18 protein-coding genes and 1 pseudogene are annotated in these 25,102 nt (G+C 65.3%); 12 read left to right on the top strand and 7 right to left on the bottom strand.

Annotated features, from left to right (window positions below; genetic code table 11):
- Positions 1–189 precede the first annotated feature (189 nt).
- Both DVB37_RS17135 and DVB37_RS17130 read right to left on the bottom strand, forming a co-directional pair.
- Positions 190–936, bottom strand: a complete 747-nt coding sequence (locus DVB37_RS17135) for an ABC transporter substrate-binding protein (RefSeq protein WP_046806989.1) — start codon at positions 934–936, stop codon at positions 190–192.
- A gap of 178 nt (positions 937–1,114) precedes the next feature.
- Entirely contained in the window at positions 1,115–1,540 is a 426-nt protein-coding gene (locus tag DVB37_RS17130) for a copper resistance protein NlpE (protein WP_120156283.1), read from the bottom strand.
- A 175-nt stretch (positions 1,541–1,715) separates the two neighbouring features.
- Between DVB37_RS17130 and DVB37_RS17125 the strand changes: the two genes are divergently transcribed.
- The gene (locus DVB37_RS17125; protein WP_104144378.1) at positions 1,716–1,952 is read left to right on the top strand and encodes a DUF3820 family protein; all 237 of its coding nucleotides are present in this window, start codon (positions 1,716–1,718) and stop codon (positions 1,950–1,952) included.
- A 301-nt stretch (positions 1,953–2,253) separates the two neighbouring features.
- The gene (locus DVB37_RS17120; RefSeq protein ID WP_120156282.1) at positions 2,254–2,604 is read left to right on the top strand and encodes a hypothetical protein; all 351 of its coding nucleotides are present in this window, start codon (positions 2,254–2,256) and stop codon (positions 2,602–2,604) included.
- A 260-nt stretch (positions 2,605–2,864) separates the two neighbouring features.
- On the opposite strand, the gene tssM is transcribed toward DVB37_RS17120, so the two are convergent.
- Genes tssM through tssH form a run of 5 tightly spaced genes read right to left on the bottom strand, consistent with a single transcriptional unit; the run spans position 2,865 to position 13,258 of the window.
- Complete coding sequence (gene tssM / locus DVB37_RS17115) at positions 2,865–6,770, bottom strand: type VI secretion system membrane subunit TssM (protein ID WP_120156281.1); 3,906 nt, start codon at positions 6,768–6,770, stop codon at positions 2,865–2,867.
- Positions 6,767–8,299 carry a type VI secretion system protein TssA gene (gene tssA, locus DVB37_RS17110; protein WP_205571571.1) on the bottom strand — a complete coding sequence of 511 codons (1,533 nt, stop codon included), beginning with the start codon at positions 8,297–8,299 and terminating at the stop codon, positions 6,767–6,769. Before tssA ends, tssM begins: the two co-directional genes overlap by 4 nt.
- Positions 8,296–9,036 (bottom strand): type VI secretion system-associated protein TagO, encoded by a 741-nt coding sequence (locus DVB37_RS17105; RefSeq protein ID WP_205571570.1) that lies wholly within the window; start codon positions 9,034–9,036, stop codon positions 8,296–8,298. Before DVB37_RS17105 ends, tssA begins: the two co-directional genes overlap by 4 nt.
- Positions 9,033–10,601 (bottom strand): sigma 54-interacting transcriptional regulator, encoded by a 1,569-nt coding sequence (locus tag DVB37_RS17100; RefSeq protein ID WP_120156279.1) that lies wholly within the window; start codon positions 10,599–10,601, stop codon positions 9,033–9,035. Before DVB37_RS17100 ends, DVB37_RS17105 begins: the two co-directional genes overlap by 4 nt.
- Positions 10,602–10,609: 8 nt before the next feature.
- Positions 10,610–13,258: a type VI secretion system ATPase TssH gene (gene tssH, locus DVB37_RS17095; RefSeq protein WP_120156278.1), complete on the bottom strand. Its 2,649-nt coding sequence runs from the start codon at positions 13,256–13,258 to the stop codon at positions 10,610–10,612.
- 246 nt (positions 13,259–13,504) lie between these two features.
- Here tssH and tssB point away from each other — a divergent pair, with 246 nt between their 5' ends.
- The 10 genes and pseudogenes from tssB (at position 13,505) to DVB37_RS17045 (ending at position 24,949) form a co-directional block, all read left to right on the top strand.
- Positions 13,505–14,014 carry a type VI secretion system contractile sheath small subunit gene (gene tssB, locus DVB37_RS17090; protein ID WP_046806996.1) on the top strand — a complete coding sequence of 170 codons (510 nt, stop codon included), beginning with the start codon at positions 13,505–13,507 and terminating at the stop codon, positions 14,012–14,014.
- A 47-nt stretch (positions 14,015–14,061) separates the two neighbouring features.
- Positions 14,062–15,534: a type VI secretion system contractile sheath large subunit gene (gene tssC, locus DVB37_RS17085; RefSeq protein ID WP_205571569.1), complete on the top strand. Its 1,473-nt coding sequence runs from the start codon at positions 14,062–14,064 to the stop codon at positions 15,532–15,534.
- Positions 15,535–15,573: 39 nt separating this feature from the next.
- Positions 15,574–15,975, top strand: coding sequence for a type VI secretion system baseplate subunit TssE (tssE, locus tag DVB37_RS17080; RefSeq protein ID WP_205571568.1), 402 nt, complete (start codon positions 15,574–15,576; stop codon positions 15,973–15,975).
- Positions 15,888–17,767, top strand: a pseudogene (gene tssF, locus DVB37_RS28960) (type VI secretion system baseplate subunit TssF). The gene tssE and the pseudogene tssF overlap by 88 nt, the downstream one beginning before the upstream one ends.
- Positions 17,731–18,750 (top strand): type VI secretion system baseplate subunit TssG, encoded by a 1,020-nt coding sequence (tssG, locus tag DVB37_RS17070; RefSeq protein ID WP_046807007.1) that lies wholly within the window; start codon positions 17,731–17,733, stop codon positions 18,748–18,750. Before tssF ends, tssG begins: the two are co-directional and overlap by 37 nt.
- The gene (tagH, locus tag DVB37_RS17065; protein WP_120156276.1) at positions 18,747–20,129 is read left to right on the top strand and encodes a type VI secretion system-associated FHA domain protein TagH; all 1,383 of its coding nucleotides are present in this window, start codon (positions 18,747–18,749) and stop codon (positions 20,127–20,129) included. The genes tssG and tagH overlap by 4 nt, the downstream gene beginning before the upstream one ends.
- Positions 20,126–21,322 (top strand): type VI secretion system lipoprotein TssJ, encoded by a 1,197-nt coding sequence (gene tssJ, locus DVB37_RS17060; protein ID WP_120156275.1) that lies wholly within the window; start codon positions 20,126–20,128, stop codon positions 21,320–21,322. Before tagH ends, tssJ begins: the two co-directional genes overlap by 4 nt.
- A complete protein-coding gene (tssK, locus tag DVB37_RS17055; protein WP_046807001.1) occupies positions 21,319–22,656 on the top strand; it encodes a type VI secretion system baseplate subunit TssK in 1,338 nt (445 codons plus the stop codon). Before tssJ ends, tssK begins: the two co-directional genes overlap by 4 nt.
- A 1-nt stretch (position 22,657) precedes the next feature.
- The gene (gene icmH, locus DVB37_RS17050; RefSeq protein ID WP_082134626.1) at positions 22,658–23,485 is read left to right on the top strand and encodes a type IVB secretion system protein IcmH/DotU; all 828 of its coding nucleotides are present in this window, start codon (positions 22,658–22,660) and stop codon (positions 23,483–23,485) included.
- 210 nt (positions 23,486–23,695) lie between these two features.
- Complete coding sequence (locus DVB37_RS17045; protein WP_046804759.1) at positions 23,696–24,949, top strand: Hsp70 family protein; 1,254 nt, start codon at positions 23,696–23,698, stop codon at positions 24,947–24,949.
- Positions 24,950–25,102: the final 153 nt, after the last annotated feature.

Raw genomic sequence — 25,102 nt, 5'->3', positions numbered from 1 at the left:
GGAGATCACATCGGACATCACGTCGGACATCACATCGGACGTCACCTCGGAGCGCGCGTGTCGGACATCACACCGGCTAGCGCACCGGCTAATGCACCGGACATCGCACCGGACGTCACCTTGGGCAACGCCCCGCCCGCGTCGCTCGCATAACGAAGCGGCGGGGCGCGCCCGCCAAAACAATCCGGCTCAGGCCCCCGTCGCTTCCAGCGGCGCCACCGCCGCGCCCTGGATCTTGTGACGCGCCAGCGCGTCGGCCACGAACCCGGCCTTCTTCATCGCTTCCACATAGGCCGACAGATACGCGCTGGCCTTGTCGCCCCGGCTCTTGGGCACGCCCATTGCCTGGCGTATCAGCATGAAATGGCCGTCCAGTAGCCGGAGGCCGCCCAGGCGCGCGGCGTCGGCTTGCAGCTGCTGCTTGACGCCTGCGGCCACTTCCAGATTTTCTTTCATGAAGGTATCGACGACGGCGGGCGAGGTCGGCGCGCGGAAGATCTCGGCGTGCTTCAGTTCGCGCGTCAGGTACAGGTCGTAGGCGCTGCCTTTGCCGACCGTCACTCGCACGCCCTGGCTGTCGACCTGTTCCATGGCGGTGACCGGCGAATCGTCGCGTACCAGGTAGGCGCCTTCGATCACGACGTAGGGGGCGGTAAAGGCGATTTGTTCGCCACGCAAGGGGTCGATCGCGAAGAACCCCACGTCCGCCTGCTCGGCCGCCACCGCGTTGACCGATTCGCCGGCCGATTTGAAAACCACCAATTCCAGCTTGACGTCCAGGCGCCGCGCCAGTTCCGTGGCCAGGTCCACCGAGACGCCAACCGGCTGGCCGGTGGCCGGGTCGGTGTTGGCCAGAATGGGATTGCCCAGGTTGATGGACGCGCGCAGCGTGCCGGTGGGGGCGAATGCGGAAAGCAGCTCGTGGTCGGTCTTCATGGCTTCCTTGATCGGTATGCGCCGCGCCGTCAGGGCGCAGCGGTTTGCCCTCAAGAATAGCCGGATCGACGGCGCCTGTGCATTGCGGGCTTCGCGCCCGCACACGGCCGCACCTGGCTCCTGGAAGTCGCACCTGTGTCCGCGTGCTTTCGCGCCGGCACGAAGCCCGACCCGCGCCTTATTGCGCGCGGCGCAGCACGTAGTGCGGGGCCAGTGGACCCGTGGGGCGGGTGCCGTCGCGGTACAGCATCGTCACCTGGTTCTCGGCGACGAAGTAGCGCTGGCTGTCGCCGGAAGCGTCCAGGCGGATGGTGCTGCCGTCCGACTCCCAGCTGAACGTGCCGGTCACGATTTCGGGTTGCGGCTCACGGTCGAGGTACTGGGTCTGGCGCTCGTAGCGGTCGCCCTTGAGCAGTGTCAAGCGCGTCTTGATGCCGGGGCAATCCGCGCAGGGCAGCGTGCCTTCGTAGCTGCCTGGCCAGTCCAGCGCATTGCGGGCGGTGTGGTTATCGGCGGGCGTATCGCGCGCGTCATGCGACTTGAACGGCGCGCAGCCGGCAACCAAGGCCAGGCTCAGGGTGCAGGTCAGGGTGGTTTTCATCATGGCGAGCTCCTGTGGGTTAGTGTTTTTGCCGGAACATGTCCTGCCGGATTCACGATACGGACAGTAACGGGAGGGTGCTGAAACGGGATGTAAAGTGCCGCAATCCGTTGCGGGAAGGGTGCATGGCAAGGCAGAACTGCTGGGGTAGACTGCCGGCTTAATCTCTTGATGCGCCATGGACCCTGAACTGCTCAACCTGCTGGTGACCCGCGACATGCCGTTCGGCAAGTACAAAGGGCGACTCATCGCCGACCTGCCCGGCCCTTACCTGGCGTGGTTCGCGCGCAAGGGCTTTCCGCCCGGCGAGCTGGGCCGCCTGCTGGCGCTGATGCATGAACTGGATCACAACGGCTTGTCGTCCTTGCTGGCGCCGCTGCGTACGTCGCGGTCCGGGTCTGCGCCCAAGGCGTAGCACCGGATTCAGGCCCAGATTCAGCGTCGGATTTAGCCGCAGATTTGGCCCCGGGTTCAGGCCCGGATTTAGCCCCGGATTTAGCCCCGAGCTTTGCTTCGGACCGAGCCATCTGGGGCCGCCCCAATGCCCGATGGCATGGCCGGGTCGGAAACGGCGCGAAACAACTGCGGGGGCGCTTGTAGCGGTTTGGCACGACGAGAGCGCGCACCGGGCGCTACGATTAGCCGGCGCGCCCCGGGCGGCCGCGCATCCACAATCCGGTCGCCAAGGGCGCTTGCCCATTAAAGAAGAGGTCCCCATGAAGAAATTCTCCGTTCCTGCCGCCGTGTTCGCCGCGCTTTGCACGCTGGGCGCCGCAAGCGTGACGCATGCGCAGTCCATGCAAAGCCCCGCGCCCGCATCCCAGGAAATGCAATTTCCCAGCATGCCTTCCAAGGACGGCAGCCAGTCGCCGCCGTCGACCTTGCGCATGACCGTCACGCCTGACCCGAGCGCACCCCCGCCAGTCATGCGCGACACCGAGGAAAGCCGTGCGCAGTATGTGCGCTGCCGTGAAGTGTCTGACCGCGCGGCGGTGTCCAACGCGCAGATGCAGGCCGGCGTTGCACAGTGCCTGAAAGAGCTGGAACAACGCCGCCAGCAGCAGTAAGCCGTACACCGGACGCGCCGGACCGGGCCGGCATCGGCCAATTGCTGGATTCTGCCGTGTTCTGTTGCCCGCCGGACCGGGTCGGCATCGGCCAATTGCTGGATCCTGCCGGGTCCAGTTGCCCGCTGGACCGAGCCGACTTCAGCCGTTTGCAGGACCCGGTCGGTGTCGCTTGCCGGCCGAGAGCAGCCGTGCCAGCCTGGATGCCGGTTGCTCAGGGCGTGCATTGCAAAATGCCGCTGCGGCGTTCCCAAGATTCATCAGCGCGGTGCCGTATTGATGGCCAGCTTGGGCAGCGCGGCGCTTGCCTTGGGCGGCGAACGCGGCGGCCCCTTGGGCGTGCTTGCCTTGGGGTTGGCCGCCGGGGTGAAGAGGGGCGCGGGCGGAGTCGGCGTCGGCTTGGATGCCTCGGCCAGCAGCGTTTGCGGCAAGACGAACCCGTCAAAACTCGCTTGCGTGAACGGGTTATTGGATTTCTCGGCCGTGATGCGATAGCGCATCGCGCCGTCGTTGGCGGAAAAGCTCAGGTCCACGCTATTGGCCGTTGCGCTGTCCAGGCGCGCCTGGCTCAACAGGCGAAACATCGACCACGACCCGCGATACACCAGCCCGCTGCTGGTGCCCGCCGCGCTGACCAGCGTGATGCGGCTTTCCGTCGAGTCGCCCAGATTGTTCGGCCAGATCAGGCCGACGCTATTGCTAGGCCCGTGGCTGTAGGCAATCAACTGCCCTTCGACGCTTAGCACGCTGCTGCGTCGGCTGGACGTCAGCCCCAGCGGTTCGATACTGAACTGCACGCCCAGCGCCCCTCGGCTGTTGAAGAAGGCATCGCGGATTCGGTCGGCTGCCTCAAGCTGCTCCAGCACGTCCATGCGAACCAGGTAGCCGCCTCGGCGTTCCGAATACAAGGCTTCAAGGTTGTCGTCAAAGAACAATTTCAAGTATTGCTCCTTGAACTGCGCCAGCCTGCCTTGCGGCCCGAACAGCGCCGTGAAGTCTTCCAGCGAGGCGTCCACGCGGCTGTTCGGATTGAACGGATAGCGCCCGGCCAGCCGTTCCTGGTAATAGCGGTAGACGTCGGTGTCCCACCGCCGTTCCAGTTCCTTCAGCGCCTCGATCAGCAGCACCTGCGAGGATTCGTCCGCCAGCTTTTTCACTTGCCGGTTCAGCGGTTCGGGCAGGCCCACCGCCACGCGTTGCAGGTTGCCGATGGGGTCGGCCCCCTTGAGCGCAAAGCGGTCCAGCACGACGGCCAGCGCGGCCTTGCCGGGTTCAGCGCTGTCATGCACGCCTTTCAGCGTGTCGTGGACGCGGCCAATGGCGCCCATGCTTTCGTCCAGGTACGAAGGCTTGTCGCCCTTGGACAGCAGCAGTTCCGACAAGGGCGCAAACGGCCGCGCAATGACCGCCACCTGCGGAACGTTGGCGCCGGTGATGGCATTGGCCGTCACCGGCTCGACCTTGTCGGTGGGCTGGCCCGGCGTGGCGACCCCGGGCGAGGGTGGGCTCAATACCGTGTTGTCGCGCACGGTCTCGAGCAGCCGGCGCAGCGGCGCGGCCGGGCTGGTGACATTGCCCAGCACCGTTACCGCCTGGCCCAGGTCGTTGAAGTCCACCACTTCAAGCTGGTTCAGGTTGCGTTGCCAGGTGTCGATGTAGTCGCTGCTGTACAGCGCGCGCACGCGTTCGGCCAGCACCTGTTTATCGGCCTCTGAATAGTCGATGCGTTGGCGCTCGCCCAGCGTCCAGCGGTCGATCATTGCCAGGTCGGTAAAGTCCTTGCCGTGCGCGGCAAAGTAGCCGTGGTAGCCCGCCGCCGTCAGCAGCGGATCGATGCGCGTGGTCGCGCCCGCCGTGCTGCCCGGCGCGGCCGGATCCTTGTACAGGATGTCGAACGCCGGGCCGACCTCATGGCGCAGGTCCAGCGGCGAATGCAGGATCTTGCCCGCCTGTTCGCGCATCGTCATGTAGACGCGCTGCGGCATGGGCAACTGTCGCAGGCGCTGCTGGACGTCGGCGATGCGCGCCTGGTGTTGGGGAAGCTCGGCGTCGGCATATTTCATGGCGTAGTCCAGATGCCGCATCAGGCCGTTCTGCACCGAGCCCTGGCCCGGGTACGCGGCCTGCCATTGCTGTGTCATCCAGTCTTCGACAATGGGCGCGCGGCGGTTGTCGCGGTCTTCGATCATGCGATAGACGCGCAGCGCCGCCAGTTGCTGGTTGCTGCCCGAGGGCGCGCTATTGATGGCGTGCATGACGCCGCTGGCCAACTCCGGCAGAAAGCGCTTCGACAGCAATTGCAAATAAGCCTCGTCGACCTTAGGCCCGATCTTGCGGCCTTGGTGCAGGCCCAGCTCGGACACCACCGGCCAGGCACTGCGGTAATCGCCCACGACCGCGACGGCGCTGCGAATCTGGTCCAGCGGCTGCAACAGGTTGCGGCCCGTGGGGTCGCTGCTGCCGTCAATCTTGTGGACGCTGAATTCGCGGCTTTTTTCCAGCACGGACATTGCCATCTGGCGGTTGACGCCGTGGTAGTGGTACCAGCCGCCGGCCATCAGCAGGCAGCCCAGCCCGGCCACGCCAAACCCCACCAGCAGCGTGCGGCGCTTGTCGGCCATGACCTTCAGGTTGTCGCCCGCCAGGCCGGCCTCGGGGTAGATGATGCGCTGGAACACCTGCTGCGCGAAATACACCACCGAGCGGCCGCTGGGCTTGGCATGCGCGGGCGCCTCTTCAAGGCCATACGATTGCGACGCGGCATTGATGAAGGCGTCGCACAGCAGCCCCTGCTGATAGACGGACGAAAAATACACGCCGCGCGGCAGGGCGGGCGTGATGTATCGGTCACTGCCCAGGACGTCTTCCAGAAAGCTCAGCAGCACCGGCCGCATGCCGGCCAATTGCCGCACCAGCGAAAACAGTGCTTCGCGCGCCTGCATCGTGGCGGCCTCGCCCAGCGCGTCGAATATCTGTTCGTTCAAGCGTTGGATGAAGCCGTCATAGCGGCCGGCCAGCTCGTCCAGCCACGCGTCGTAGTCGTGCACCGAGTCCAGCGTGAAGGTGAAGCCGAAGATGTCTTCGCGCACGGCACGCGGCAGACGGGCAAAGAACGGTTCGAATCCGTTGAGCAGGTCGAACTTGCTCAGGACCACATACAGCGGCGGGCGCGTGCCCAGGTGGCGGCTCAGTTCCGCCAGGCGCGTGCGCAGCAGAATCGCCAAGGCCTTGCGGTCGCTGGCTTTTTGATTCAGCAGCGTCACCAGGTCAACCATCAACACGACGCCGTTCAGCGGGCGCCGGCTGCGGTTGCGACCCAGCCAGTCCAACAGCCCGGCCCACAGTCTTGCGTGCGCGCCGGGCGGCAACAAGACCTGCCCCAGCGAGCGCGACGAGGGCGCCGCCAGCGGGGGAGATTGTGGGGGAGATTGCGGGGTGACTGGACCGTCGGCTTGGTCGGCGACTTGCGCGCCGCTTTGCGGGGCGGCCTGAGCAGCAGCTGCCGCCGCGCCGCCGGACATGGCGCGATCCGATACACGGTCCGCGACTTCTGGCGCGGGCGCGGCCTCTGTCTGGCTGACAAGTTCGCCGGGTGGGTCGATCAGCACCGCTTCATCACCCATCCACCAATCGATGTCATACGCCAGGTCCGGGTCCGCATACGCGCGGCGCACGCCGGCCTTGATCTCGTTGCTTAGTGAAAAGCTTTGGCTGGATCGGTTGATGAAGCTGGTCTTGCCGGTATTTTCCTGACCCAGCACCAGGTACCACGGCAGCTCGTAGATCGCGTTGCGGCCCTTCAGGTTGGAACGCAGCACGTTCAGGCTTTGATCCAGCGCGCGCTCTTGCGCCTGCACGAAGCGCAGCACCGGGTCGTCTTCGCGCTGCGCCAAGGCGCCGCGCTCGGCCTCCAGCCGGCGATTGCGTCGGCGCAGCGCCCACAGCCACCCCAGCGCCGGCGCCATCAGGATCAGCAGCGTGCACAGGATACGCAAGGTCAGATCGGCAAGGGGTTGCTGGCCACGCCAGGTCCAGAACGGGCCCAGCCACCAAAGGCCGATCAGCAGGAACACGATGGCGATCAGCACCAGGATCGGCATGGCGCTTTTGAATTGGCTGGCGACCGGCATGCCGTAGCGCTTGATCATCGACCACACATTCTTCATCGCAGGACTCCTTGGCTCTTGCTGTCCGCGTCGCTGGCGGGGCGGACGGGCAGGTATGGGTTCAATTGTTCGGCCAGCTCGGGCTCCCATTCGTGGGCGGGCATCGCGCGCAGCGTGACGGCCACATTCGTGTAGAGGTTCTGAGCCAGCCATGACAGGCCGCGAGCGGCAAGCAGGTCCGCTGCGATGACGGTGGCGTACGCGCGCTGGCGTGGCGATTCCGAATTGCCCTGTTGTTCTTGCAGCCGATGCAGCACGGTTTCGACACCGTCGCTGTCCAGCTGCGCAATCAGTTCTTCACGCAGGGCGGCAAATTCCGGATGCGGGCCGACGCTGCCGTCGTGGGCATCCGCGCCGCTGATCCAGGCCAGTGTTTCGCTGTCGACAAAGGCCCGGCCGTCGCTGAAGCTCAGGTCCACTAACGCGGGAATGCGGCGCACGAAGCGTTCCGTGGCAAGCCGGATCGCGGCGGCGGCGTCCTTCATTTCAAGGCGCGCGGCGATACCGGCTGCCAGAAAGCTGCCGCGTATCCAGTAGGGCGAGGCGACGACGCTTTTTTCAACCCGTTGCAGCAGCGCCGGGTTGACGGCGTTGCCGGCCAGGGCTTCGCCGTAGCCGTCCACGATATCGGCCGGCACCGCCATTAATTCGGTGCGCATGCCGTGGCGCGTGTTGGGCGCCGCGTGCAGATGCGCCCACAGGGCGAAGCGGCGCAGCTGGTAACCGGTGGGATCGTAAGCGTCCTGCTGGTTGATGAATTCGGCCACGCTCAACAGGGAACGGCGGTTCTCGCGCTCGTCGCCGGCGCTAAGCGAGGCGGTTGGCGCGGCGCTGGAAAAGGAGCTGGCAGGGGTGCCAGCAGACCCACTGGCAGACCCACCGGGTCCGCCGAAAAAGCTCTCGCTGATGGCCTGGCCGCCTTGTTGCCCGGCACCTCTTCTGGGGGCGGCCGATGCCGCGGCGTCGGGATAGCGGGCCTGTTCGACACGGCGGGAAAAGTGCGCTTCCAATCGGGTCAACAATGCCTGGTCCAGCTTGGCCTGGGGCGCACTGGCCTGAAGCCGGTCCAGCGCGTGCTGCGCGCGCGCCTGATCCGCCTGGTTGAAACTGGCGGCCGGCAGCGTTTCCAGCGCGTCGCGCAGGCGGTCGGCCAACAAAGACACCAGTCGGCGCTTGCCCAGGTAACCCGTCGGGCCGGGCTTGGGATGCCCGGTCTCCCAGTAGTGCTCGACCATGCCCGCCAGCACATCGGCCGCTTCGGCCCAGCGGCGCCATGAGCCTGCCTTGATGCGCGCGGAAATCAAGTGGCCCGCGACGCGAAAATGCTTGCACTGTGACGCCAGGTACTGGCGAGCGGCCTCGTCCACGTACAACCAGTCCAGCCGCGCTTCTTGCAGACCGCCCAGTTTGATCATCTCGTGGTCGATCGCCTGGAAGGTTTCGTCTTCTTCGTCGAAGTGGCCGGCGGGCTGGCGGGCATCCAGTGGCGCCAGCAGGGCATCCATGTCAAGCGGGGCGTAGTGCGTCACCAGTGACACGCCTCGCGCTGGCGCGACAACAGCGCTTGCAGGCCCGTGGCGTCGAACGTCAGGCCGTTGACAGGCGCATAGTCGCTTTCCACACGCAGCCGCGCGCCCGCGACGAAGGGCCGCAGTTGTTCGATGGCAACCAGGCCCCGGCCGGCGTCCGCCACGTTGCCTTCGTCCAGCACGCGCCACGGCCGCGCGGGCGACAGCGGACGGTCGTCCATGTACAGCCGCACCGACATCTGGTGCCGTTCAAACGGCCGGTCGGCCAGTAGCTGCAACCGCGAAATGTTGGACAGGCAGGTGATGGCCAGATAGATAGGCGGGCGCATGTTCAACGCGGGCGCGGAAATCACCACGCGCTGCTGTCCGGCGGGCGGCTCGTTCGAGTCGCTTATCAAAAACGATCTGTCGTTCTCCGGGCGTGTCGATTCGTTCTGCCTGACGATGTCGTACGCACGGGCCGAAGGCGGCAGCAGTGCGGTCGACGCGTCGGGGGCCGGGGCCGGCTCGGCGGTCGAGGGGATGCCTGCGGCCGGGTCCAGCGCAACCGTGTGCCGATGGCCGTTCAGCGGCGCGGAGAGCGTGGGCGGTGTGCCCGCCGCCGCGTCAAAGCAGGCCAGCCGTTCAACGCCGGACACGATCTGCGTGCAGTCGCGCGCGAACGCGTCTAGGTCGTTGGCCGCCTGCCCGACGGGCGCGGCCAGCATCAGCACAACCAAGCTAGGGGCAAGTTTCATGAAGTGTGGTCCTCCCGATCCAGATTCCACGCCTGACAGCGGCGCGCCAGCGTACGTTTGGGGATACCCAGGCTTTGGGCCGCCCGGGTGCGAGATCCATTGACTTGCCGCAGGCGCGCACGGATGACCAGGCTTTGAAAGGCGTCCAGCGCCTGCGGCAGGTTGTCCGTATGCAGCAGGCCATGCAGCAGATCGGCGCCGGCGCTGTGGCCCGCCAGCGGCGGCACGTCGCCCTGCGACAGTTCAAGCGTGTCGGCGCGGATGGCCTGGCCTGGCGCTGTTCTTTCGGACGCCACCAGGATCAGGCTGCGAAGCTGGCGCACGTTGCCCGGCAGGGCGTGCGCCGCCAGCACCGCGAGGGCGTCCGGCGCGATACCCGCCACGCGAGTCTGCCGTTCTCGGTTGTGTTGCAGAACGGTGTGCAGGGCCAGCGCGGGAATGTCTTCCGGACGCTCGCGCAGTGGCGGCAGGGCCAGCGTCAGCTGCCGGATCCGAAAGTACAGGTCTTCGCGAAAACGGCCATCGCGGATCAGCTGCGGCAATGGTCGGTGGGTAGCGCAGATCAGGCGGAAGTCCGAGCCGTGCTCGCGCGTGGCGCCCAGCGGCCGGAACTTCTTTTCATTGAGTAGCCGCAACAGCGTGCCTTGCAACGCCATGGGCATGTCGCCGATCTCATCCAGGAACAGGGTGCCGCCGTCGGCTTCGGCAACCAGGCCGGTACGCGCCTGCACGGCGCCGGTGTACGCGCCGCGCACGTTGCCGAACAACTCGGCTTCGATCAGGTCTTGCGGAATGGCCGCGCAGTTCACGGGCACGAACTTGCCGTTGCGTGACGAGGCCTGGTGTATCAACCAGGCGGCGTGGTCCTTGCCTGTGCCCGTTTCGCCCGTCAGCAGCACGGCCAACGCCGAATCCGCGAAACGCAGCATCGCTTCCCGTGCCGCTTTCGCCGCCGCGCTGACGCCAATGAATTCGGCCGCCAGCAAGCGCGCGGCGCGCTGTTTGCCTGCGTCGGCCGCCGGGGTCTGGCGTAGCGCCTGTTGGTAGCGCGCATCGTCGGCGGCATGCGCCTGGGCGTGCAGCCGTGCGAAAAGCGCTTCGTGCATCGCTTGCAAGGCGCGCCAGACTGGGTGGTCGCGCCACGTGGACAAGGTCAGCGACGGCCCCGCCAGAACCAACACGGCCAACGACTGCCGGCGTGCATCGAGCAAGGGCAGGACCAGCAAGCCATGCCGCGTGCCCAGGCGTTCACGCAGCCGTTCGAAGCCGGACCCCACGCCCACCAGAGCGGACATCTGCTCTACCAGGCAGGGCTTGCCACTGGTCATTGCGTAGACCAGGGGGTCGTCCAGCGCGTCCATGCTGATGTCGTGCAGGTCGGGGCCGGGAGACCCGGCCGACGCCAACGGCACCAGCGCGTCGCCCGTGGCGTTGCGCGCGTACAGGCAGGCGGCCGAGATGGCGGGCGCTGCCGCGCAGGCGGCCACGAACACTTGCGCCAGCGCGTCGGGCCGGCTGGCGCTTGCCATGTCGCGGGCAACGTTTGCCACGCTTTGCGCGTCCATGTCGGGCCTCAATGCAACTGGGCGGTGAATGCGCCCTCGGCCCAATGCAGATGCGCGCCGCCAATGGACTCGCCCGTAGCCAGCCGCCGCAGCACGGCTAATGACAGCGGCGGCAGCAGTTCGCCATCGATGCTGGCGTCGAGCAGGCGCGCACCGTTTTCGTGGCGGATGCAGCGTCCGCGCAACTCGTCGCGGGCGCTTGCCGTAATGTCCAGGGTGGCGTCGTAGCGGGCGGCAAACTGCACGCGCAGGCGCTCAAGGCGGCTATGGATGATCTGGTCCAGCACGTCTTCGCCCAGGTACTGGTAGGGAACCAGCTGCATCCGCGCAAGCAGAGCGGGCTTGAAGAAGGCGCCCAAGCGGGCGCGCAAGGCGTCTTCGGACAGGTCGGCAAGCTGCCCGTCCTGTTGGTCGAAGCCCAGGTTCGAAGTCAGGAAGAACAACACGTTCTTGCAGTCGATCTGGCGGCCTTCGCCGTCGGCAAGCTCGCCTTTGTCGAAGGCCTGGTAGAACAGGCTCATGACTTCGGGGTGGGCCTTTTCCACTTCGTCCAGCAGCACAATGGAATAGGGCTGACGCCGGATGGCTTCGGTCAACACGCCGCCTTCGCCATACCCGACATAACCGGGAGGCGCGCCCAGCAGCCGCGACACCGTGTGCCGTTCCTGGAATTCCGACATATTGATCGTCGTCAGGAACTGCCTGCCGCCAAAGAGCGCGTCGGCCAGCGCCAGCGCCGTTTCGGTCTTGCCCACGCCGCTGGGGCCGGCCAGCAGAAATGCGCCCAAGGGCGTTCCGGGCCGGCGCAGGTCGGCCATGGCGGTCAACAGGTGCTTGTGGATGCGGTCGATGGCCGCGTCCTGGCCCTTGATGCGCGCGCGCAGAACGTCGGGCAATTGCGTCAGCCGTTCCATCTGGCCACGACTGATGGTGGTGGCGGGGATGCCGGTCCAGTCGGCGATGACTTGTGCGATCTGTTCGTGGCCGACGTCGGCGTGCAGCAGCGCGCCATCGCGTTGCAGGTGGTGAAGTTCAGCGACCGTGGCGGCCAGCACGTCGCCATCGCCCGAGCCATCGCCCGAGCCGTCGCCATCTGCGACGGCGCCATCCGCGACGGCGCCATCCGCGACGAGGTTATCCGCGACCGCGTCTTGCGACGGCAGCGCGGCGCGCAGGCCCAGGATCTTATCCACCAGTGCCTGTTGGCGCTCCCATGCCTGTTGCAGCGCCACCATGCGCTCGGTCACGGCCACGCCATCCGTTTCAAGCTGGGCAATGCGACGCGGGTCGGGCGCGCGGCCCGCGCGCGCATCGCGCCGCAACTGGGCCAGTTCCGCCGTGATCTGCATCTGCTCGTGCTCCAGCGCGGTCAAGCGGCGAGGGGGCTCGGCCAGCGCGGTCGCAACGCGTGCGCTGGCGGTGTCCAGCACATCGATGGCCTTGTCGGGAAGTTGACGGCCGGACAGGTAACGCGCGGACAGGCTGACGGCGGCCCGCAAGGCGTCATCGCCGATGTAGACGCGATGCGCCTGTTCGTAGGTCGCCCGCAGGCCGCGAAGAATATGCACCGCTTGTTCCTGGGTGGGCTCTTCCAGTTTCACCAGCTGAAAGCGACGCGTCAGCGCGGGGTCTTTTTCAAAGTACTTTTTGTATTCCGACCATGTGGTGGCGGCGATGGTGCGTAGCTCGCCGCGCGCCAGGGCGGGCTTGAGCAGGTTGGCGGCATCGCTGCCGCCGGCCACATTACCCGCGCCGATCAGCGTATGGGCTTCGTCAATGAACAGGACGATGCGGCCCGCCGACGCCTTGACTTGGTCAATGACGCTTTTCAAGCGCTTTTCGAATTCGCCCTTGACCGACGCGCCTGCCTGCAACGCGCCCAGGTCCAGGCCCCACAGCGCAACATGACGCAATGGTTCGGGCACACGCTGCTGCACGATGCGCAGCGCCAGCCCTTCCACCACCGCGCTTTTGCCCACGCCCGCGTCGCCCACCACGATCGGGTTGTTCTTGCGACGCCGGGAAAGGATGTCGATCATCAAGTCGATTTCGGCGTCGCGGCACAGCACCGGGTCAACCGTGCCCGCGCGGGCCTGCGCGGTGAAGTCGTGCCCGTATCTGGCAAGGGCCGTGTCGTCGCCATCGATCGGCGTGGCGGGCGCGTCCGCCCCGGGACCGGGCGATTCCGCCGACTGCGCGAACAGCGTGTTGAACGCTTTGCGCAGCGCTTCGCGGTTGACGTGTTCGAACAGGGTGATGGCGGCCAATGGCAGGTAGCGCCCGGGGTTCAACAGCGCGGCCAGCGCCAGACTGCCGCCGCGCAGCTTGACCTGTGCAAGTTCAAGCGACGCCAGCAGCCAGGCCTCTTGCAGCCATTCGATCAGCAGCGGAGAAAAGCTGGGGTATTGGCCCGGCGCGGCCTCGTGATAAGGGTTGCCGCCGGCCAGCGCCTGCCGCACGGAATCGGCGTCAAGGCCGGCGTGCTGGATCAGCACGCGCATGTCGGACAGCGGCTGATCCACCAGCTTGGTCAGGACATGCGCAACGGTGATTTCGGCGCAATGCTGGCTGATGCACAGGCTGGCGGCTTCTTCGACCGCCTGGCGGCAGATGGGGTTCAAGCGATCGATGAGGGAAGAGAGATCAATTCTGATCATGACTCACACACTTTCGAACAAAGAAGTAATCCGCAACGACACCATGGCGCGGTTTTTATTTCCATAGGAGGAATCAGAAAGACATAAATATCGCGGTTACTACTAAGTCGAAAAGCCCACATTCGCGAATGTTCCGGCGTTTTCTTATTCGTCCTATTGCGACTTCGTATCCCACGCTCTTAGCATCCCAGCACTACTTATCGCGGTAGCCCCGAGTGGTTTGTCTTATTCACAACAGGAGCTTTCATGTCGAAGAAATCGGTCTCCGTCGCCCCGCCGGAACGGATCAACATCAAGTACGTGCCCGCCACCGGCGACCAGCAAGCCGAAGTGGAATTGCCGTTGAAGATGCTGATCACCGGCGACTTCAAAGGCCACGGTGAAGAGACGGCGTTGGAAGAGCGCCAGGCCGTTCGCATCGACAAAGACAACTTTGACGACGTCATGGGCGAAGCCGGCCTGGCCCTGACGATGCAAGTGCCTTCGCGTCTTGGCGAGGCGGGGCAGGAAGACGACACGCTGAACGTGTCGCTGAACTTCAAGCGCATGAAGGACTTCGCGCCTGACGCCATCGCCCGGCAGGTGCCCGAGCTGAACAAGCTGCTGGACCTGCGCGAAGCGTTGGTGGCGCTTAAGGGCCCGCTGGGCAACGTGCCGGCGTTTCGCAAACAGTTGCAGACGCTGCTGGCCGATGACAAGGCGCGCACGGCGCTGGCCAAGGAACTGAACCTTGTGTTGGACAAGCCGGCCGCGTAAGCCGCCCTTGCTGTCGCAATGCCAAACCGCAATCAAAGGATATGAGCATGAAGGCCCAAGCCGCCGCAAAGTTGGAAGATAAGCCGTCGATCGGGTTGCTGGAGCAGATCATGGCCCAGACCCGCATCGAACCCAGTCACGAAGGCTATGCCGTGGCCGAGCGCGGGGTTGCCGCGTTCATCTCGGAAATTCTACGAACGCAAGAACCGCAACAACAGGTCAACAAGCAGCTGGTCGACCAGATGATTGCGCAGATCGATCGCAAGCTGGGTCTGCAAATGGACGCCATCCTGCACCAGGCGCCGTTGCAAGAGCTGGAGTCGGCCTGGCGCGGCCTGAAGCTGCTGGTGGACCGTACCGATTTTCGCGAGAACATCAAGATCGAAGTCCTGCACGTCACCAAAGACGAAATGCTGGAAGACTTTGAAGGCGCCGGCGACATCACGCGCAGCGGCTTGTACAAGCAGGTCTACACGGCTGGCTACGGCCAGTTCGGCGGCGAGCCGGTGGCCACCATCGTCAGCAATTACACGTTCGGCCCGTCGTCGCCCGACATCAAGCTGCTTGCCTATGTGGCTTCCGTGGGCGCCATGTCGCACGCGCCGTTCCTGGCCGCGGCCGGGGCAGAGTTCCTGAACATCAAGAGCTTCCAGGAACTGCCCAACCTGAAGGAAGTGCGAGACATCTTCGAAGGCCCGCGCTTTACCAAGTGGCGCGGCCTGCGCGAATCCGAAGACGCGCGCTACCTGGGCCTGACGATGCCGCGCTTCCTGCTGCGCCAACCGTACGACCCGCTGGAAAATCCCGTCAACAGTTTCAACTACCGCGAAACCATCGACGGGGCTCACGAGAACTACTTGTGGGGCAACACGTCGTACCTGCTGGCCAGCCGCATCACCGACAGCTTTGCCAAGTACCGCTGGTGCCCCAACATCATCGGCCCCTTGTCGGGCGGCGCGGTGGACGACCTGCCGGTGCACCTGTACGAATCGCTGGGTCAGTTGCAGGCCAAGATCCCCACCGAAGTGCTGATCTCGGACCGCAAGGAATTTGAGCTTGCCGAAGAGGGCTTCATCGCGCTGACGATGCGCAAGGACAGCGACAACGCCGCGTTCTTCTCGGCCAACTCGGTGCAAAAACCCAAGCTGTTCCAAAAGACGCCGGAAGGCCAGGCCGCGCAGACCAACTTCAAGCTGGGCACGCAACTGCCGTACATGTTCATCGTCAACCGCCTGGCGCACTACATCAAGGTATTGCAGCGCGAGCAGATCGGCAGCTGGAAAGAACGCCAGGATCTGGAGCGCGAACTGAACACGTGGCTGCGGCAGTACATCGCCGACCAGGAAAGCCCGTCCGCCGATGTGCGCAGCCGTCGCCCGCTGCGCGCCGCCAAGGTCATGGTGCAGGACATCGATGGCAATCCCGGTTGGTACCAGGTGTCGCTGGCGGTGCGTCCGCACTTCAAGTACATGGGCGCCAACTTCGAGCTGTCGCTGGTTGGCAGGCTGGACAAGGAATAAAGGGGCAGGCGGATGCCCAGGTCGCGGGGGCAGGGCAGTTTGTTTGAACGGCTGGTGCCGGACGCCCAGCCCCGGCGCACCCGTTCCCGGCAGGAGCTGGCCGCCGAACGTATCCACGCCATCAAACGTCACCTGGAACGCATCCTCAATAGCCGGCGGGGCTGCTCGATGAGCAGCCCCGAGTTGGGGCTGCATGATTTCAACGACGCCGCGATGGGCAGCGCCGACTTGCTCGCGCACGTCAGCCAGGACATCCGCGCGTCGGTTCTGGCTTTTGAACCGCGCATCAAGGTCCTGCATGTGCATTCGCGGCCGGACCCTGCCCAACCCCTTAGTTTGAACTTCAGGCTGGAATGCCTGGTGCCGGTCATGAACCACGAAGAACAAGTGGAGATCGATCTGGTGATTCACCATCAGGACCGGTACGCCCGGGTTGTTTGAGCGCGGTGCCACGGAGGCGGGACGACATGCCGTTGCGAGGAAAATTTCGCGAAGAGATCGATTACCTGCGGCGGCTTGGACGCGAGTTCGCGCGTGACAACCCACAGCTGTCGCAGTTTTTGGGGGACGAGGCCGCCGACCCTGACGTGGAACGGCTGCTAGAGGGCTTTGCATTCCTGACGGCCAAGCTGCGCCTGAAGATCGAAGACGACCTGCCGGAACTTACCCATTCGCTGCTGCAACTGCTTTGGCCGAATTACCTGCGGCCCTTGCCCAGCGCGACCATCATGCGGTTCAACCCGGTCGAACGCGCGATCACGACGCGGCAGGTGATTCCGAAGGGCACGCGCGTGCTGTCGCGGCCGGTCGATGGCACCCGTTGCCAGTTTCGTACCAGCACGGATGTGGTGATCTATCCGCTGGAAATCGTCGAGGTCAGCGATGCGCATACGCGCGAGAAATCCATCATGCGCGTCGATCTGGCGCCGCTGGCGGGAAATGCCATCGATACCTTCGACTGCGACAAACTGGATTTTCATCTGTCGGGCGACGACACCACCGCCATGACGCTGTACCTGTGGCTGTCTTGCTACCTGGGCGAAATCCGCCTGGAAGCCGGGGGCAGACGCGCACGCTCTCGCCCCGGCAGGTCACGTTTCCCGGTTTTGCGCCCGAAGAATCGCTGCTGCCGTATCCCAGGAATGTCTTCGATGGGTATCGCATCCTTCAGGAATATTTCATTTTCCCGCGTCGCTTCCTGTTCTTCAGCCTGAATGCGCTGCGCTCGTTGTGGCCCGAGGCCACGACCGAACGCGTGCGGCTGGAGTTCCATTTCACGCGGCCCATGCCCGCCGACATCCGGCTGCGCATCGGTGATCTGGCCTTGTATTGCGCGCCCGCGGTGAATCTGTTCGAGCAGGATGCCGAGCCGATCAACCTGAATGGGCGCGCGGTGGACCAGCGACTGTTGCCCGGCGGCCACCGCGCCGACGCGTGCGAAATATTCAGCATCGACGAAGTCACTGGCTGGCAGAGAGTCGCCGAAGGCAAGCGCGGCCGCTACCTGCGCACGTTTCATCCGTTTGAATCGCTGCAACATGAAATCGAACACGCACGCGGCCGCCACGCGCTGTACTACCGCAGCCGCATCGAAAACGCCATCGGCGAGCAGGGCGTCGCGCATCGCATTGCGTTTATCCGTGGCGACGAAACCGACTACATCGACGAAGACGAAACCGTCTCGCTGGCGCTGACGTGCACCAATCGAGACTTGCCGCTGGCATTGGGCGTGGGCGATATCTGCGTGCAGACGCAGACGACGCCCACGTTCGCCACCTACAGCAACATCGTGCGCCCGACCGCGCCGTACCGGCCGGTATTGGACGGCGCGTTGCAGTGGACGCTGATTTCAAACCTGTCGCTGAATTATCTGTCGCTGCTGTCCACCGAACCGCTGAAGGCTGTCTTGCGTGCCTATGACTTCGCGGCCTTGCATGACATCCAGCATGCGCGCGCCGGCAGCAAGCGGCTGGACGGAATCGGCGACGCCGTCACGCAACCCACCGACCTGCTCATGAAGGGCTTGCCGATACGGGGCCTGAAGACGCGGCTCAAGCTGGATCCCGCCGCGTTTCTCTGCGAGGGCGATCTGTATCTGTTCGGCACGGTGTTAAGCCACTTCTTTGCCTTGTACGCCAGCATCAATTCCTTCCACCTGCTGGAAGCCGCCAACACCGGTAACAACGAGCACTACGAATGGCCGATGCAAACAGGAAGACAACCGCTGATCTAGCGGACCATTTGCTGGCCGATGCGAAGAACTACGACTTCTTCCGGTTGCTGGAGCAACTGCACGGCCTGCATGACGATGACCTGGAGTCCCGGGACAGCCACGAGCCCGAGCGCCAGCGTGTGCGCCTGAGCAGCTACGCGGGGCTGGGGTTTCCCGCATCGGACGTGGCGTTGGCGGAACGCATGCCTGCCGGCGCGCGCGCCGACTACCACGTGCAGGCAACGTTCTTCGGCCTGCACGGGCCGGACTCCCCGTTGCCCGGCCACTACCTGGACCGGCTGGCCTACGAGTACGGCCAAGGCGTGGGCATCCGCCCGGCGTTTCTGGATTTTTTCAACCATCGGTTGTTGACGCTGCTGCATCAGGCGTGGCGCAAATACCGCTACTACGTCAGGTTCCGGCGGGAAGCGCGGGATCGGTTTTCTCGCTATGTGTTTGCCATGGTGGGCCTGGGCGACGTCGAACTGCGCGGCGCCACGCCCATCCCCTGGAGCCGGCTGTTGAGTTTTGCCGGCGTTATCGCCAGCCGCAGCCGCTCACCGCAGGTGGTGTCGGGCATTGTCGCGCATTGCTTTGACCTGAAGCACGTGGGCGTGCGCGAGTTCGAGCAGCGCTACATGCATGTGGCGGACAGCCAGCGCTTGCGGCTTGGACGCCGCAACGGAGTGCTGGGCGACAGCTTCGTGGTGGGCGGGCGGGTGCGCACGCGCTACAGCAAGTTCTCCATTGTGATCGGCGATCTGGATCAGGCGCGGTTCCGTGAATTTTTGCCCAGCGGCGAGAACTTTGAACGGCTGCGCAAGCTGATCGACTTCCTGTTGCGCGACCCCGCCGCCTATGACCTGGAGCTGGGCTTGCGGCATGACCAGGTGCCGCCCTTCAACCTGGGACGCGACACCGGCGCCCACCTGGGCTGGACCAGCTTTGTCCAGCACACGGCGGCGCGCCGACCATTCACCGTTCGTATCAAGGCCCGTCTATGACCGCTACCGCAACCTTGCCCACGGCGTTGGCGCTTGTTGTCGCCAACCCCGGATCCCTGATTCACGGCAGCAAGCCGCGTCACAGTTTTGACGCCGCCGGCGGCACGATAGGGGGACGTGGCGCCGATTGGACGCTGCCCGACAAGAGCGGACGCGTCGACCCGATTCATAGCGAAATCGTCTATCGCGATGCCGCCTTTTGCGTCGTGGACCGCAGCGGCCAGACGCGCGTGAATGATGCCGACGCGCCGCTGGGCAAGATGGTCGCCGCCAAGCTGCGTGACGGCGACGTCCTGCACATAGGGCCGTACCACATCACCGTGCACCTGAATCATCCGCACCAGGAATTGCTGGACCCGGCGCGGCACCTGGCGCAGTACGGCGTAGGCGAGATCCTGGAAGGCGAGTCCAGCGGCCATGACGACTTGCCCGCCGGTTCCTACGTGTTTGAACAAGACGCCGCGCCAGCGCCTGTGGACGCGGACTTTCTGGCGCTGAGCACACCGTTTGACGCGCGTGCCGACAGCGACCCCTTGCGGGCGCTGGATGCCGCCGAGCGCGCCGCCGCGTCGCCTCCCGTGGTGATGGAACCGTGGGATGTGCGCCGCGGCGGCTCGGCCGCGCCGACCCAGGCAGACCTTGCCACCACGCGATTCGAAGCCGTGACGGGGTCGCCCGTGACCGGCTCTCCCTTGCCATTTCCCGGAGAAGTTTCCATGCCGAAGTCCCTGCATAAACCATCGCCCCAACCGTATCGCCTGAACAACCGGCAGGCCATGGTGGGCGATCCGACCGAGGCCGCCGAGCTGTTGATGCAAGGGCTGGAGGTGCCGCTGGGGCCGCTGGACGCGCAGGCCGGACAAGCGCTGTTGCACGAGGCCGGGCAGGCGCTTAATGCCGCCATTCGCGGCATCGCCCGGGTCTACGCTGAGCAACCGGACGCCGCGCAGCCACGGCGGCTGTTGGGCCGCAGCCTGCAACCGATTGAAGACAACCCCTTGCGACTGGGCCTGAGCTATCCCGACACGGTGCGCGCCATGTTCGCCACCGATCGCAGCGTGGTGCACCTGTCGCCCAAGGCGGCGGTCGACGAAAGCCTGGCGCAGTTGCACGCGCACCACGGCGCGGTCACGCTGGCGATCCAGGCCGGGTTGGACGCGGTATTGCGCAGCCTGGCGCCGGCGTTGCTGCTGCAACGCTTCAACCGTTACCGCCCCGACCAGGCATCGGACGCGGGCGGCGGCGATGGCTGGGCGTGGGGCATGTACACGCACTACTACGACGAGCTGGCATCCACACGCCAACGCGGCTTTGAAAAACTGTTCTGGGACGTGTTCGAGCAGGCGTACGACCGGGTGTTGCGGGCGGAGGCCGAATGAAGCGGCTTGTTGTCGTTGTCTTGCTGTCCACGCTGTTGACTGCCTGCGGCACGGTGGGCGATGTGCTGTCCAAGACGGGGCAGATTCTGATGGACCCGTCCATTCCGATCGGGCCACCCGATGAACAGCCCTCGCTGGTCGGCCTGAGCCTGTACGCCGCCGCCGACGTCAACCCCAACCCCGCCAGCATGCCGGACGACAGCGCCGATACCGGGCCGGACCCCGCGTCCAACCGTGAAGAGGGGCCGCTTGAGGTCAAGCTGAAAAGCGGCGACCGCCAGGAGCTGATCGAAAGCCTGCGCAGCCTGCTTGAGGAACTGGAAGAGGGGCGCCCGTCCTTGCACCCCTTGCGGCGCGTGGATACCGGGTCGTCCAAGTTGTGGCGTGATCCGGCCGAGGTGGCGCAGGAGACGGAGGTGGCGGACGTGGCGGACGCGCAGGGCGTGGAGGGTGTGGCAAGCCATGCACCCCCCAAGTCCGTGCCTGCGTCCGGTCCGTCGACGGGCGCCGTCGTCACGCGCGACCTGACGGTGCCGCCGGGCATTTCGGCGCACTACCTGCCGGGGCGGCAATTTGGTTCCGGGCGGCACGTGCTGGAGCAGGACTTTTCAGGCGTGCCCTTGCCGCTGGGCGGTGGCTTGGCCAGCGCGCCGGCGACCGAAGCGCCCGGCGCGATGTCGCCGATGGGGGGCGCGGGCGACCTGGGTTCCGCCACGGGCGGCGACACGGGCACGGGTTCGGCCACCGGCACAGGCCTGGGCCTTGGGCTGGGCCAGTACAGCCGAGGGGCCAGCCTGCCACCGGCCGATCCCGCCCCGCCGCCGCGCGGCGCCGCGACCCCCATCGCCTTCAGGGTGCTGCAACTGAAAGACGATTCGCTGCTGCTGAACGCGGACCCGGAGCAACTGGCCAAGGATTTGAAAAAGGCGCTGGGCAGCACCTATATCAGCCAGGACGACTATGTGTTGCAGCCGGGCCAGTTCAAATTCATCGACTTCGCCCGCATCGATAAAGACACCCGCTACGTCGCCATCGTGGCCGACTTCCACGATCAGAACGGCGCGGTATGGAAGCAGGCTTTCCGACTGGAACCCAATGGCCGCCGCTACGCGCTGTTGATGACGTTGCACGGCAACCGCGTCGGCATTGTCGATGAGAGCTTTCGCGCGTCGCAACCGAGATCCCAACCATGACTACACGCAACCCCGTCATCTGGAACGAAGGGCTGTTCGTCAAGCCCCAGCACTTTCAGCAGCAGGCCCGCGCCCTGGAACACCACGCGAACCAACGCATCGGCGGGGTCAGCGAACACCTTTATGGGCTGAGCGAACTGGAGCTGAACCAGGAATACCTGAGCTTCGGCAAAATCGCCATCGTGCGGGCCAGAGGCGTGATGCCGGACGGCACGGTGTTCGATATCCCCAACGACCAGCCGCCGCCCGTGCCGCTGGCCATCACCGACACGTCGTCCGTCAACCAGACCGTCTACCTGACCCTGCCGCTGCGTTCGGACGGCGTGCTGGAAGTGCAATGGCCGGACACTTATGCCAAGGCACGCTACGTGACACGCAGCGAAGAGGTGCGCGATACGCACAGCCAGGAAGGCGATTACGTGTCGATGGACCTGGCCGCGCCCAACCTTCAGCTGACGCTTGAACGCGAGGACCGCAGCGCGTTCACGGGCGTGGCGCTGTGCCGATTGCTGGATCGGCGCCCGGACGGCAGCCTGCTGTTGGACGATGCGTTCTACCCCACCGGCATGTCGCTGAACGCCATTCCGCCGCTCAAGCGTTACCTGGGCGAGATCGCGGGCCTGATGCGGGAACGCGCCAAGAACATTGCCGAACGCATCGGCTCGCCGGGGCAGGCAGGCGTGGCGGACGTCACCGACTTCAACCTGCTGCTGGTGTTGAACCGACTGCATCCGTGGTTTTTGCACCTGTCCCGCTTGCGCCATGTGCACCCCGAACAGCTGTACATCGCGTTCAGCCAGGCGTGTGGCGAGCTGGTCACCTTTACCGACGAAGGGCGCTTGCCGCAAGAGTTTCCGGCCTATCAGCACGACGACCCCCGACTATCGTTCCGGATGCTGGAAGACACGCTGCGACGCGCGCTAAGCACGGTGTTGCAGCCGCGCGCCGTCTCGCTGCCGATTGAGCGCCAGCAATATGGCGTGCTAACCGCCGCCGTGCATGACCGCGCGCTGTATGCGGACGCCGACTTCATCCTGGCGGTGCGCGCGCGCATGCCGCTGGACCGGTTGCGCCAGCAGTTCATGCAGCAGACCAAGGTGGCGTCGATGGAAAAGCTGGGCGAACTGGTCAGCCTGCAACTGCCGGGTATCCCCTTGCAGCCGTTGCCGGTCGCGCCGCGCCATTTGCCGTTCCACGCGGGGTTCACGTATTTCCAGTTCGACCGCAGCCATCCTTCCTGGCAGATGCTTCGGGATACCGCGGGTTTCGGCCTGCACATCGCCGGCGACTACCCCGAGATGGAATTGCAACTGTGGGCCATCAGGAGCCAATGACATGACGACCCCCGCCACCACCGAGCGTCCCAGCGGCAAGTTCCTGCGCACATCCGCCACGCCCGAAATCAATGACAAAGCGCGCATCGGCTACGACACCATCGGCCATATCGACCGCGACGAAGACCTGGGCTTTCAGCTGCGCGGCCACGGCTACAACCCCTTGGTGGACGGCGCGCTGCCGCTGTTCGGCCTGGTGATCCGCCTGCGCAAACTAAGCGAATACGACGACATCCAAGACCTCTACGCCACCGTACGCGACCAGATATCCGCGCTGGACGAAGAAATCCGCCAGCATGGCTACGACGGCGCCACGCAACTGGCGTACCGCTATGCGCTGTGCACCTTTATCGACGAAGCCGTGATGGGCACGCCCTGGGGCGCGCATTCATCATGGGCGGAACGCTCGCTGCTAAGCGTGAACCACAGCGAAACTTGGGGCGGCGAGAAATTCTTCACGGTCCTTTCGCGCATGATGATGGACCCCGCGCGCTATCGCGACGTGCTGGAATTCAAATACCTATGCCTGTGCCTGGGCTTCAAAGGCAAGTACGGCTTGCAGCACAACCAGAACGAGGCACTGCAAACCATCATCGTCAAGCTGCACCGCGCCTTGCGCGAACTGCGCGGCGAAACCCCGGAAGCCCTGACAGACGCCAGCACCAACATCGCATCCCGCCGCTATCGCGTCGGCCGCCAATGGCCCTGGTGGACGCCCTGGCTCAGCGCCGCGCTACTGCTGGCCGCCCTATACGCCGCATTTGCGCTCAGCCTGGGCAGCACCACCGACATCGTGCTGCATTCGCTGGACGGGATCTTGAAGAACTAGGCTGATGAGCGCGGGCGCGCGCGTGGGGCCGGGGCGGCAAGGAGTCCCGATCTCGTACCGTTCCGATGTGCGGTTTGAGTTTTTCGGTTCAGGCCGGCCCCGCCGCACATAAGTCGCCGAATGGCGCATTTAGGGACAGACCATGACCGCTGCGTCCGGGTGAAGCGAGTACACTTGTCCGCCGTTTTGCTTTCAGCCCCAGAATTCTCCATGATCTCCACCGCATGCGGCGTCGACTTCGGTACGTCTAACTCCACCGTCGGCTGGAGCCGCCCCGATCAGCGCGCGCTTCTCGCCCTGGAAGACGGCAAGACCACCTTGCCGTCGGCCATTTTCTTCCATGACGAAGACGCCGAGGTCAGCTACGGCCGCGCGGCGATTTCCGATTATCTGGCGGGTTACGACGGACGCTTGATGCGTTCGATGAAAAGCTTGCTGGGCAGTTCGCTGATCGACGGGTCCACGGAAGTGCAGGGGCGTTCCATTCCGTTCCGCGTGCTGCTGACGCGCTTTATCGCCGAGCTGAAGCGGCGCGCCGAAACGGCTGCCGGCCGGGACTTTACGCGCGCCGTGCTGGGCCGGCCGGTGTTCTTTGTTGATGACAACACCACCGCCGACCAGACCGCGCAGGATACGCTGGGCGAGATCGCGCGCAGCGTCGGGTTCACCGATATCGAATTCCAGTTTGAGCCGCTGGCCGCCGCGTTCGACTACGAATCGCAGATTGACCGCGAAGAGCTGGTGCTGGTCATCGACATCGGCGGCGGTACGTCGGACTTTTCCTTGATCCGGCTGGGTCCGGGCCGCGCCGCCAAGGCGGACCGGCGCGAAGATATCCTGGCGTACGGCGGCGTGCATATCGGCGGGGTGGATTTCGACAAGCAACTGAGTCTGGCGCACGTGATGCCCTTGCTGGGGCTGGGCAGCCAGTTGCGTAGCGGCAAGGATGTGCCGTCGACCCAATACGGCAACCTGGCCTGCTGGCACACCATCAACCAGGCCTACACGCGCAAGGCGGCAGAGCACTTTGCGTACATCCGTGCCGAAGCCGGCGACCGCGACAAGATCGACCTGCTGTTGAACCTGGTGAAGCAGCGTGCCGGCCACTGGGTGGCGGTGCAGGTGGAAGAGGCCAAGATCGCGCTGTCTGAAAATCCGGCCGCGCGCATTGATCTGTCGCGCGTGGCCCCGGACTTGGGCGTGGACGTGACGCGGGCCTCGTTTGACGCCTGCGTCAGCCGCCTGATTGAAAAGGTGGAAATCACCGTTGGGGCCTTGCTGCGCGACGCGGGCGTGGCCACGGCCGATGTGGACACGGTGTTTTTTACTGGCGGCTCCAGCCGCGTGCCGCGCTTGCGCGAGACCGTGTCGGCCCTGGTGCCGGGCGCGCGCAGCGTGGAAGGCGACCTGTTCGGCAGCATCGGCGCCGGCCTGGCGCTGGACGCCAGGCGCAAGTTCGACTAAGCCTCGCCGTTGCAGGACGCCGGGGGGGCAGGGATGCCTTGCTTCAGTCCGGCGCTGGACGCCTGAGACAAGCGGGTTCAAGCCCGTGCGCGACCCGTTAACGCGCCGCGCCCGGCGGCGATGGTAAGCTGCAAAGCTTGCCCGGGGCGGCCC

It is taken from the genome of Achromobacter sp. B7, assembly GCF_003600685.1.
GTDB lineage: Bacteria > Pseudomonadota > Gammaproteobacteria > Burkholderiales > Burkholderiaceae_B > Achromobacter > Achromobacter spanius_B.
The sequence above is the reverse complement of the archived record's forward strand: the minus strand, read 5'-3'. Positions and strand labels throughout refer to the sequence as shown.

Bases quoted from the DNA above. Each gene is read 5' to 3' on its own strand.
- DVB37_RS17135 (WP_046806989.1), bottom strand. From the start codon at position 936: ATGAAGACCGACCACGAGCTGCTTTCCGCATTCGCCCCCACCGGCACG.
- DVB37_RS17130 (WP_120156283.1), bottom strand. From the start codon at position 1,540: ATGATGAAAACCACCCTGACCTGCACCCTGAGCCTGGCCTTGGTTGCC.
- DVB37_RS17125 (WP_104144378.1), top strand. From the start codon at position 1,716: ATGGACCCTGAACTGCTCAACCTGCTGGTGACCCGCGACATGCCGTTC.
- DVB37_RS17120 (WP_120156282.1), top strand. From the start codon at position 2,254: ATGAAGAAATTCTCCGTTCCTGCCGCCGTGTTCGCCGCGCTTTGCACG.
- tssM (WP_120156281.1), bottom strand. From the start codon at position 6,770: ATGAAGAATGTGTGGTCGATGATCAAGCGCTACGGCATGCCGGTCGCC.
- DVB37_RS17105 (WP_205571570.1), bottom strand. From the start codon at position 9,036: ATGAAACTTGCCCCTAGCTTGGTTGTGCTGATGCTGGCCGCGCCCGTC.
- DVB37_RS17100 (WP_120156279.1), bottom strand. From the start codon at position 10,601: ATGGACGCGCAAAGCGTGGCAAACGTTGCCCGCGACATGGCAAGCGCC.
- tssH (WP_120156278.1), bottom strand. From the start codon at position 13,258: ATGATCAGAATTGATCTCTCTTCCCTCATCGATCGCTTGAACCCCATC.
- tssB (WP_046806996.1), top strand. From the start codon at position 13,505: ATGTCGAAGAAATCGGTCTCCGTCGCCCCGCCGGAACGGATCAACATC.
- tssC (WP_205571569.1), top strand. From the start codon at position 14,062: ATGAAGGCCCAAGCCGCCGCAAAGTTGGAAGATAAGCCGTCGATCGGG.
- tssG (WP_046807007.1), top strand. From the start codon at position 17,731: ATGGCCGATGCAAACAGGAAGACAACCGCTGATCTAGCGGACCATTTG.
- tagH (WP_120156276.1), top strand. From the start codon at position 18,747: ATGACCGCTACCGCAACCTTGCCCACGGCGTTGGCGCTTGTTGTCGCC.
- tssJ (WP_120156275.1), top strand. From the start codon at position 20,126: ATGAAGCGGCTTGTTGTCGTTGTCTTGCTGTCCACGCTGTTGACTGCC.
- tssK (WP_046807001.1), top strand. From the start codon at position 21,319: ATGACTACACGCAACCCCGTCATCTGGAACGAAGGGCTGTTCGTCAAG.
- icmH (WP_082134626.1), top strand. From the start codon at position 22,658: ATGACGACCCCCGCCACCACCGAGCGTCCCAGCGGCAAGTTCCTGCGC.
- DVB37_RS17045 (WP_046804759.1), top strand. From the start codon at position 23,696: ATGATCTCCACCGCATGCGGCGTCGACTTCGGTACGTCTAACTCCACC.